Source organism: Microbacterium sp. MYb62, assembly GCF_002979475.1.
Classification (GTDB): domain Bacteria; phylum Actinomycetota; class Actinomycetes; order Actinomycetales; family Microbacteriaceae; genus Microbacterium.
In genome coordinates this window covers 62,711-72,788 of sequence record NZ_PCOY01000020.1, presented here as the reverse complement: position 1 = coordinate 72,788, position 10,078 = coordinate 62,711, and the positions used below count along the sequence as shown (strand labels likewise).

The 10,078-nt window shown below is 67.6% G+C and carries 8 protein-coding genes and 1 tRNA gene; all 9 read right to left on the bottom strand.

The annotated features are described in order from the left end of the window. The coding region (locus CQ042_RS16390) for a peptidase (protein ID WP_105671517.1) at positions 1–436 on the bottom strand (436 nt) is incomplete at its 3' end. After that, on the bottom strand, positions 433–966 hold the full coding sequence (locus CQ042_RS16385; RefSeq protein WP_105671516.1) for a DUF1697 domain-containing protein: 534 nt from the start codon (positions 964–966) through the stop codon (positions 433–435). The genes CQ042_RS16385 and CQ042_RS16390, both read right to left, overlap by 4 nt. Beyond that, positions 963–1,544 (bottom strand): isochorismatase family protein, encoded by a 582-nt coding sequence (locus tag CQ042_RS16380; RefSeq protein ID WP_105671515.1) that lies wholly within the window; start codon positions 1,542–1,544, stop codon positions 963–965. The genes CQ042_RS16385 and CQ042_RS16380 overlap by 4 nt, the downstream gene beginning before the upstream one ends. A gap of 92 nt (positions 1,545–1,636) precedes the next feature. Then, on the bottom strand, positions 1,637–3,505 hold the full coding sequence (locus CQ042_RS16375) for an alkyl/aryl-sulfatase (protein WP_105671514.1): 1,869 nt from the start codon (positions 3,503–3,505) through the stop codon (positions 1,637–1,639). 143 nt (positions 3,506–3,648) lie between these two features. Beyond that, positions 3,649–3,721, bottom strand: a tRNA-Thr gene (locus CQ042_RS16370). 69 nt (positions 3,722–3,790) lie between these two features. Further along, positions 3,791–5,344: an alpha/beta hydrolase gene (locus tag CQ042_RS16365; protein WP_105671513.1), complete on the bottom strand. Its 1,554-nt coding sequence runs from the start codon at positions 5,342–5,344 to the stop codon at positions 3,791–3,793. Then, the gene (locus tag CQ042_RS16360) at positions 5,341–6,498 is read right to left on the bottom strand and encodes a DNA polymerase III subunit delta' (protein ID WP_105671512.1); all 1,158 of its coding nucleotides are present in this window, start codon (positions 6,496–6,498) and stop codon (positions 5,341–5,343) included. The genes CQ042_RS16365 and CQ042_RS16360 overlap by 4 nt, the downstream gene beginning before the upstream one ends. A 53-nt stretch (positions 6,499–6,551) precedes the next feature. Then, the gene (tmk, locus tag CQ042_RS16355; protein ID WP_105671511.1) at positions 6,552–7,181 is read right to left on the bottom strand and encodes a dTMP kinase; all 630 of its coding nucleotides are present in this window, start codon (positions 7,179–7,181) and stop codon (positions 6,552–6,554) included. Beyond that, the gene (gene topA / locus CQ042_RS16350) at positions 7,178–10,051 is read right to left on the bottom strand and encodes a type I DNA topoisomerase (RefSeq protein WP_105671510.1); all 2,874 of its coding nucleotides are present in this window, start codon (positions 10,049–10,051) and stop codon (positions 7,178–7,180) included. The genes tmk and topA overlap by 4 nt, the downstream gene beginning before the upstream one ends. Positions 10,052–10,078 lie beyond the last annotated feature (27 nt).

The following is a 10,078-nucleotide window of genomic DNA, read 5'->3' as shown; positions in this document are numbered from 1 at the left end:
CGACGCTCCCCGCCCGCAGATGTGCGAGCAGGACGACTGCACCGGGAATGCGGATGGCGACATGGTTGCCTGCCATCGCCGCCGCCCCACCACGGACGCGGGAGGCCTGCGTGACCGCGTATCCGATCAGCGCCAGCGGAGAGCGCCGAGCGACGTGATCGGCCTCGCCGTCATGAGCCTCCACGACCTCGCCGGCGACCGGGCTCAGGATCGACCGTCCGAACCCGATGAAGGACTCCGGCTTCTCGGTTCCGAGAAACCTCGCAACGTTCAGAGGTGCGCTGCGTCCATCGGCCCCGACCGGCACGAAGTCGATCGCGTACGACGTGCCGAACAGCGTGGTGCCATGACTGGGGATGCGGGATGCCGGACTGTTCTGCGTGAGCCACCGCCCTGTGAAGGGCAGGGCCAGTGCGACCGCATCCCGCTCGGTCACACCGTCAGCTCGATGAGCGTGCGGGTCGTCCGGAGGTTGCGGGCCGTCCCTGCGACCCCGAGTGCACGATCCAGCACGGCCTTCGTGAGCTTGGTGGAATGCACACCGCCTTCGCCGTAGTCGATCCACAGATCGTTCCCGACCAGCGCGACACGCTCCTCCGGCCGCCGTCGCTGCTCGAGCGCCTCGATCGCCCCGGGGGAAGGCGCACCCTCGAGAAACATCGCGTGCACGAACTTCACGTCGCCCTCGGGAAAGGGCTGGGCGGACTCCGAGGACACCAACTGCTCATGGGAGCGGTGGATGACGGGCGTGTCCACACCGAACTCCGCATGGATCGCGAGGCGCACGGCAGCGCATGCGGCATCCGGATCCTTCGGCGTCGCGCAGATGATGTTGCCGCTGGCGATGTAGGTGGAGACGTCGGACAGGTCCGTCTCGGCCGCGAGGACCTCACGGAGACGCGCCATCGGGACACTGTTGCGGCCATTGACGTTCACGGCCCGCAGGAGCAGCGCACTGCCGGTCACGCGTTGGCGCTCTCGACCAGTTCCGCACCGGCGTGCACGAGTTCCGCCAGCGCCCTCTCGCTCGGCTCGGGCGCCACACCCGCCACGAGATCTGTCACGATGCGCACGTGGACGCCGTGCGCGATGGCGTCGAGCGCGGACGCACGGACGCAGTGATCCGTCGCGATGCCCACGATGTCCGCGCTGAGCACGCCCGCCGCCGTCAGGATCGTACCGACGGTCTCCCCCGCATCCGTCGTGCCCTCGAACATCGAGTACGCCGGCATGCCCTGCCCCTTGCGGATGTGATGCGTCACCGCATCCGTCACCAGTAGCGGATCGTACTCCGCTCCCTCGGTACCGGCGAAGCAATGCACCGGCCAGGAATCGACGAAGTCGGGGGTCTCGGCGAAATGCCCGCCGTTGTCCCCGTCGGGGTCGTGCCAGTCTCGTGAGGCGACGATCACCGTGTAGTCGGTCGCGTGCGCGGCGAGGAACGTGGTGACGGCCGCGGCCACCGCGTCGCCACCGGAGACGGCGAGAGCGCCGCCCTCGGTGAAATCGTTCTGCACGTCGACGATGAGAAGTGCTCTGCTCATACTCCGAGCGTACGCCGCGGGAACGGGAAAGGCCCCGTGATGTACTTCACATCACGGGGCCTTCGGAGCCGCTGCTCCCCCTGCGCCTGCGCTCAGGGCAGGACGATCTCGAACGCGGGATCCCCAGGGCTCAGCACCCCGAGGAGCTGCCGGAGCACCTCGACGTCGCCGCGTACCTCCACACCGTCGGAATCGAGGTCACCGCCCGCCAAGGCGATCAGCCGTGGCTTCGTGAGCGTCAGATGGAGCGCGGTGCCGTCGGCAGGCTCCCGCTCGACGTACACCAGCACCCCGTTGCGGAGGGTGAGATGGAAGCTGCGGGAGAGATCACTGAGCGTGACGTCGAAAGCGAGATCCAGCTCCCACGCTCGCGGGCCGTCGACAGTGATCGCCAGAGCGTCGAACAGCTGCTCAGGAGTGAGCTGAGCCTGGATGCCCGGCGCCGTCGTCACCGTAGGGGTGCCGAAGTTCCCCTCGCGGAGCTCGGTCGCCCCGGACAGGAAGAAGTTGCGCCAGGTGCCGTTCTCCGCGCCGTACCCCAGCTGTTCGAGCGTGTCGGCATAGAGCCCCCTCACCGCGGCGTGCGTCGGGTCGGTGAACACGGCGTGGTCGAGAAGCGTCGCCGCCCATCGATAGTCGCCCGAATCGAACGATGCCTGCGCGAGCTCGACGACCCGGCCGACGCCACCGAGTGCCTCCACGTAGCGGGTTGCCTGCTCCTTCGGCGGATGCGGCCACAACCGTGCCGGATTCCCGTCGAACCAGCCCATGTACCGCTGGTAGATCGCCTTCACGTTGTGACTGACCGACCCGTAATATCCGCGCGCGTGCCAGGCCTGTTCCAATGCCGGGGGCAGTTCGATGCTCTCTGCGATCTCCGCGCCCTGCAGCCCCTGGTTGATCATCCGCAGCGTCTGATCATGGAGGTAGCCGTAGAGGTCGCGCTGCAGGCCCAGGAACTCGAGGATCTCCGCGTTGCCCCACGTGGGCCAGTGATGCGAGGTGAAGACGACCTCGGCGTCAGGACCGAAGTGCTCGATCGCCTCGGTCAAGTACTTCGACCAGACATGCGGGTCACGGACGACGGCGCCACGCAGCGTGAGCAGATTGTGCAGCGTGTGAGTCGCGTTCTCCGCCATGCACAACGCCTTGTACCGCGGGAAGTAGAAGTGCATCTCACTCGGCGCCTCGGTTCCCGGCGCCATCTGGAACTCGATCTCCAGCCCGTCGACCGTGTGGGTCTGACCGGTCGTGGTGATCTCGAGGGTCGGCGCCAACAGCGTGGCCTCACCGGTCGATGTCGTCTGACCGAGACCCGCGCCGACGGCGCCCTTCGGCCCGCGGGCGAGCGCCGCTCCGTACATGTACCCGGCACGGCGACCCATCGCGGTGCCCGCGTACACGTTCTCCGCCACCGCGTGTTCGACCATTCCTTCCGGCACGATGATCTCGACCCCCGCATCGACCTGCTCCTGCGTGACGATGCCCTGCACGCCTCCGAAGTGATCGATGTGCGAATGCGTGTGGATCACCGCGCTGATCGGCCGGTCGCCGCGATGCCTGCGATAGAGAGCCATCGCTGCCGCGGCCGTCTCCTTGGAGATCAGCGGATCGATCACGATGACACCGGAGTCTCCTTCGACGAACGACATCACCGACAGGTCGAGTCCCCGGATCTGGTACAGCCCGGGAACGACCTCGAAGAGCCCGTGCTTCGCGACGAGCCTGCTCTGGCGCCACAGGCTCGGATTCACGGTGTCCGGCGCCTCACCCGCCAGGAAGTCGTAGGTGGATGCGTCCCACACCACTTCCCCCGCTGCGTCACGGATCGCCGGATCATCCAGCGTCCCGATGAAGCCCCGTTCCACTGCCGCGAAATCGCGTTCATCACCGAAGGGCAGATGTGCGAGCACCTCCGCGTGCTGCCTGATGATCGAGTCCGATGCGCCGTTCTGAGTCATGCTCTCCTCCAGGATCCCGCCTGTACCTGTACACGAGTGAGTCTTGCCCAGACGAGGACCCACGGCCAGGCCTTCGACGAGGACTCACCCGGGGGAGAAACAGAGAAGGCCCCCGGATAACCGGGGGCCTTCTCTGTTGTCGGAGCCGCTTGTCAGAATCGAACTGACGACCTTTTCATTACGAGTGAAATGCTCTGCCGACTGAGCTAAAGCGGCGTGCGACGCGTGAGCGGCGCGATCACCGATATTACCCTGTCTCGCGCTCGCTCGCGAATCGAGCCCGCCTCACTCGCAGCGGAGGCCGTCTTCGGGCACCACGTCATCGAGCAGGAACGCTTCGACGGCGTCATCGACGCAGGCGTTGCCCTTGTTGTAGCCCGTGTGCCCTTCGCCGACACGAGTGATGAGGACCCCCTCCTCGAGCTGCTTCGCCAACGATTCCGACCACTCATACGGCGTCGCCGGATCGTTGGTGGTGCCGACGACCAGGATGGGCCCGGCACCTTCTGCCGTGATCTCACCGCGAGTGCCCGTGGGCGGGTAGGGCCAGACCGAGCAGGAGTCGGGGCCGGTCCAGTACGGGGCGATCGTCGGGGCACCCTCCGCGATCTTCGCCTCGATCGCGGCTTCTGCCGCCGGGTCGTCCTCCACCGGGTAGTCCATGCAGTTGTAGGCGCGGAAGGCTTCGGAGGAGTTGTCGAGGTACACGCCGTTCTCACGGCCGTTGTAGAAGTCGGCGAGCAGGAATGCCGTGGTCGGGTCACCCTGCAGCGCCTCGTCGAGCGCCTGGGTCAGATAGTCCCAACTGCCTTCGGAGTAGAGCGCGGCGATGATGCCGGTCATCAGGGAGTCCGCGCCCATCAGACGCCCGTCACCATTCTTCAGGGGCGTGTTGTCGACGCTCGCCAGCAGCGCCCCCAGGTCGGCCATCGCCTCATCGACGGTGCCGTTGAACGGACAGCTGCCGGAATCGAGGCAGTTCTGCATGTAAGCGCGTAGCGCCGACTCGAAGCCGAGGGCCTGCGTCGCACCCACCTCGAGGCCGGGGACGGCCGGATCGATGGCACCGTCGAGCACCAGCCGTCCGGCCTTCTCGGGGTACAGCTTGGCGTAGGTCGCACCGAGGAACGTGCCGTAGGAGTAGCCGAGGTAGTTCAATTGCTTATCGCCCAGCACGGCACGGATCAGGTCCATGTCGCGGGCCGCGTCGACCGTGGTGATGTGCGGCAGGATGCCGTCGCTGTTCGCATCGCACGCCTCGGCGAAAGCCTTGTGCGATTCGAGGAGTTCGGCCTCCCACTCCGCGGTGCCGCGGGCGGCGGCCGGGATGCCGTAGAGGTAGTCGTCCATCTCGGGTGCGTCATAGCAGGTCACCGCGGTCGATGCCCCGACGCCCCGGGGGTCGAAGCCGACGACGTCGTAGTTCTCGATGATGTCGGCGCCGACGGCGAAGTCGAGGTTGTTCTGGACGAGATCGACGCCGCTGGAACCGGGGCCACCCGGGTTCATCAGCAGCGAGCCGACGGGGGTTCCCTCGGCGCGGTGCCGCACCACCGAGAGCGTGATCTCACCTTCACCGGGGTTCTCCCAGTCGAGAGGTGCCGTGACGTCGGTGCAGTCGAAGCCGACGCCGCACTCGCTCCACTCCAGCTCCTGGGAGTAGAACGGAAGCAGGTCTTCCGCGACACCCTCGGTGTCGGGGGCGTTGGTCGTCGACGGCCGCGAGGACTGCTCCGGGATCATCGCATACAGGCACCCGGAGAGGGCGACGGATGCCGCGGCCAGACAGGCGACGACGACGGCGGCGCGACGGAAGCGGGAAGTCGGTCGATTGTTCACGGTTTCCTCCCGCTCGTGATCGTCACGAGCAAGCTCTCCAGGGCGAGCAGTGGGGCGACGTTGCGCTCCAGCGACTGCCGCGTCTCGGCAAGATGGTCAAGTACGACAAGAGTACGGGCCTCGGACCAGGTGGATGCGAGCCCCGCCAACTCGTCACGCAGCTCGCTGTTGATCAAGTCGTCGCCGCGCCCGAACTGCAGCATCACGACGTCGCGGAACAGCGACTGCAGATCGGTGAGCACACGATCGATGCCGTCGCGCAGGCTGCGCGTGGCCCTCTTCTTCTGATCGTCTTCCAGCGCGGAGAGCTGCGTACGCAGCGCCGGCGGAACGGCCTGTCCTTCGGCGATGCCGATCGTGCGCAGCAGCGAAGCACGCTCCTGCGCGTCACGCTCGGCGGTGAGGGCCTTGGCGTCCTCGGTCGCGGCCTGGATGATGCGCCCCGCCACCTCGACCGCATCACCGACGCCGCGAACGCCGAGAACGGACCGGAGGGTCTCGTCGCGCCGACGCCGAGCCGCGTCGTCGGTGGCCAATCGCTGGGCCATGCCGATGTGGCGCTGCGCGTGCCGGGCTGCCTGCTCGGCGACGCGCTCGTCGACACCCGTGCGCAGGCTGATGAGCCTGGCGACATCGGCGACATCCGGCTCACGAAGCCGCAACGAGCGCACGCGGGAGCGGATCGTCGGCAGCAGGTCGGCCTCGCTGGGCGCACAGAGGATCCACACCGTCTGCTCCGGCGGCTCTTCGAGCGCCTTCAGGAGCACGTTGGAGGTGCGCTCGACCATGCGGTCGGCGTCTTCGACCACGATGACCCGGTACCGACCGGCGGAGGGCGCGAAGTAGGAGCGCTCCACGAGACCGCGCGCCTCGGCGATCGTGATGATGACCTTGTCGGTACGCAGCGCCGTGACGTCGGGATGGGTGCCCGCGAGCACCTGGCGCATCACGTTCTCGTCGTCAGGGCGATCGGCGACCAGCGCGGCCGCGAACGCATAGGCGAGAGTCGAACGTCCCGATCCGGGCGGGCCGGTGATCAGCCAGGCGTGCGACAGCGCAGCGGGGTCGGATGCCGCGGCACGGAGCGTGTCGACGGCGGCGTCCTGCCCCCACACGTCCGCCCACGGAAAGGGAGCGGGAACGGTCTGGGGCATGCCACTCAGCCTAATCGGGACCGCCGACGCCCGCGCACTGCCGACCGTTCAGGTCAGCCGAGCAGCGCAGCCACGCGCACGCGGATCCGTTCGGCGATCTCGTCCGGGGATGCCGCGGCGTCGAGCACGAGGAACCTGTCGGGCTCCGCCCCGGCGAGAGCGAGGTAGGCGTCACGGACGCGGCCGTGGAACTCCGCCTTCTCGGCCTCCAGCCGGTCGAACGGCTTGTCGGCGGAGTCGAGACGCGTGCGAGCTGCGGCCGGGTCGAGGTCGAGCAGCACCGTCAAGTCGGGAAGAGCGCCTTCGGCGGCCCAGAGCGACAGGTCGCGGATCTCGGTCGCGTCGAGCACCCGGCCGGCGCCCTGATAGGCAACCGACGAGTCGAGGTACCGGTCCTGCAGCACGATCTCGCCGCGGTCGAGCGCCGGCCGCACGACCGTCGCGACGTGATGCGCCCGGTCCGCCGCGTACAGCAGCGCCTCCGCACGCGGCGCGATGTCGCCACGGTGATGCAGCACGATGTCGCGGATCAGTTGACCGACCTCGGAACCCCCGGGCTCGCGCGTGCGCACCACGGTGCGCCCGGCGCCTTCGAGCCATCCTGCGAGCAGATTCGCCTGCGTGGTCTTGCCCGAACCGTCTCCACCTTCGAGGGTGATCCACACCCCGCGACCTGAGGTCACGAGTCCGCCTTCTCCGCTGCCTTCGCCGCCGCGTTGGCTGCACGAGTGGCCGCGGCCTTCTTCGCCGCCGCTGACCGTGCAGCAGACGTCGCCGCGGTGGACTTCTTCGCGGGAGCCTTCTTCGCTGCCGTCTTGGCCGTCGTGCTCTTGGCCGCGGCGGTCTTGGCTGCAGGCTTCTTGGCGGGAGCCTTCTTGGCGGGAGCCTTCTTCGCCGCGCCGCGCTTGGGAGCCGGGCCCTTCGCGCGCTTGTCGGCGAGCATCTGCACCGCGATCTCGAAAGTGATGTCCTCGACGGTCTGGCCGCGCGGGATGGTCACGTTCGTCTCGCCGTCGGTCACGTATGCACCGAAGCGGCCGTCGCGGATGCGGATCGGCTTGCCGCTGACCGGGTCCGCCTCGAACTCCGCGAGCGCGCTCGATGCTCGACGTCCGGCGCCGTACTTCGGCTGCGCATAGATCTCGAGCGCCTGCTCGAGCGTCACATCGAAGATCTGCGACTCGGACTCGAGCGAACGCGAGTCGGTCCCCTTCTTCAGGTACGGTCCGAACCGGCCGTTCTGCGCGGTGATCTCGTCGCCCGACTCCGGGTCGACGCCGACGACGCGCGGCAGGCTCAGCAGCTGCAGTGCGGTGTCGAGGTCGATCTCGTCGACCGACATCGAGCGGAAGAGCGAGGCGGTGCGCGGCTTGGGAGCCGTCTCCTTCTTCGCTCCGCGCTTCGGCTTCGGGGCTTCGACGACCTCACCGGTCGTCTCATCGACGGCGGCGTCTTCGGACACCGGGTCGTTCTCCTGCACGTACGGCCCGAAGCGACCGTCCTTGACGACGATGATCTTCCCGTTCTCCGGGTTCTCACCGAGCACCCTGTCACCCGCGACGGGCGCGTCGATGAGCTCCTGCGCCTTCTCGGAGGTCAGCTCGTCGGGCGCCAGATCTTCGGGCACGTTGACGATGCGCGGCTTGGCATCCGGGTTCTCGGGGTCGGAGACCTCGAGGTACGGGCCGTACTTGCCGAAGCGCAGCGTGGCGGTGTCGGTGATGGGCGTGGAGTTCAGCGCGCGGGCGTCGATCTCGCCGAGGTTGTCGACGACCTGACGGAGACCGACGTGTGAATCGGAGCCGAAGTAGAACGACTTGAGCCACTCGACGCGATTCTGCTCGCCGCGTGCGATGGTGTCGAGGTCGTCTTCGAGCGCGGCGGTGAAGTCGTAGTCGACGAGCTCGGCGAAATGCTCCTCGAGCAGGCGGACCACGCTGAATGCGAGCCACGTCGGCACGAGCGCCTGGCCCCGCTTGACCGCGTAGCCGCGATCGAGGATCGTCTCGGGGATCGAGGCGAACGTCGAGGGCCGGCCGATGCCCTTCTCTTCGAGCACCTTGACGAGCGATGCCTCGGTGTACCGCGGCTTCGGCGTGGTGCGGTGTCCCTTGGCCTCGGCATCCGACACGGCGAGCTGATCGCCGACCGCGACCGCAGGCAACGACTGATTCTCCGCGGCATCCGCGTCGCCGCGCTTCTCGTCGCGCCCCTCCTCGTAGGCCTCCAGGAAGCCCTTGAACGTATAGACGGTTCCGGATGCCGTGAACTCGGCCTTCTTCCCCGCGGCATCGACGGCGACGGTGACCGTGGTGGTCTCGTACTTGGCGTCGGACATCTGGCTGGCGACCGTGCGCTTCCAGATGAGGTCGTACAGGCGCTGCTCGTCACGATCGAGCTCGGAGGACAGCGACGCGGGCGTGCGGAAGTTGTCACCCGACGGACGGATGGCCTCGTGGGCCTCCTGCGCGTTCTTGCTCTTGGACTTGTACACCCGCGGCTTCAGCGGCACGGCGGCATCGCCGTAGAGCGCCACGGCCTGGCTCCGCGCCGCCTGCACCGCCTGGGTGCTCAGCGACGTGGAGTCCGTACGCATATAGGTGATGTAACCCTTCTCGTACAGCCGCTGGGCGACGCCCATCGCCTGCTTGGCTCCCATCGAGAGCTTGCGCCCCGCCTCCTGCTGCATCGTGGAGGTCGTGAACGGCGCGTAGGGGCTGCGGGTTCCGGGCTTCGCCTCGACCTTGGTGACGGTACCGGCGCCCACGGCGTCGATCGCTTCGGCGAGGGCGGCGGCCGTGGCCTCATCGAGGATGACGACGGCCTTCTTGAGCTTTCCGCTGTCATCGAAATCGGTGCCGCGCGCAAGCTGGCCGCCGTCGATGCGGACGAGGCGGATCTTGAACGACGTGCCGGTCGCTGCGGCGATCGCATCGACGTCCCAGTACTCGGCGGAGGTGAACGCCATGCGCTCACGCTCGCGGTCGACGATCAGGCGGGTCGCCGCGGACTGGACGCGTCCCGCCGAGATGCCGGTCTTGACCTTGTACCAGAGCACGGGCGAGACGTCCCAGCCGTAGAGACGGTCGAGTATGCGACGGGTCTCCTGCGCGTCGACGAGGTCGTGGTCGAGCTCGCGGGTGTTGCCGACCGCCGCCTGGATCGCGTCCTTCGTGATCTCGTGGAAGACCATGCGCTTGACCGGGACCTTGGGCTTCAGGGTCTCGAGCAGGTGCCAGGCGATCGCCTCACCCTCGCGGTCCTCATCAGTGGCGAGCAGGAGCTCGTCGGCGCTCTTCAGCGCGCGCTTGAGCTCGGCGACCGTCTTGGTCTTCCGATCGGAGACGACGTAGTACGGGTCGAACCCGTTGTCGATGTCGATGGAGTACTTCCCATAGGCCTGCTTGTCCGCAGCCGGGATGTCCTTCTTGTCAGCGAGGTCGCGGATATGGCCGACGGAGCTGAGCACCTCGTAGCCGTCGCCGAGGTATCCCTGAATAGACCGCATCTTCGTCGGGGACTCGACGATGACGAGCTTCTTGCCTTCAGCCAAGGGTGCGTCCTTTCTTCCGAAGCACAC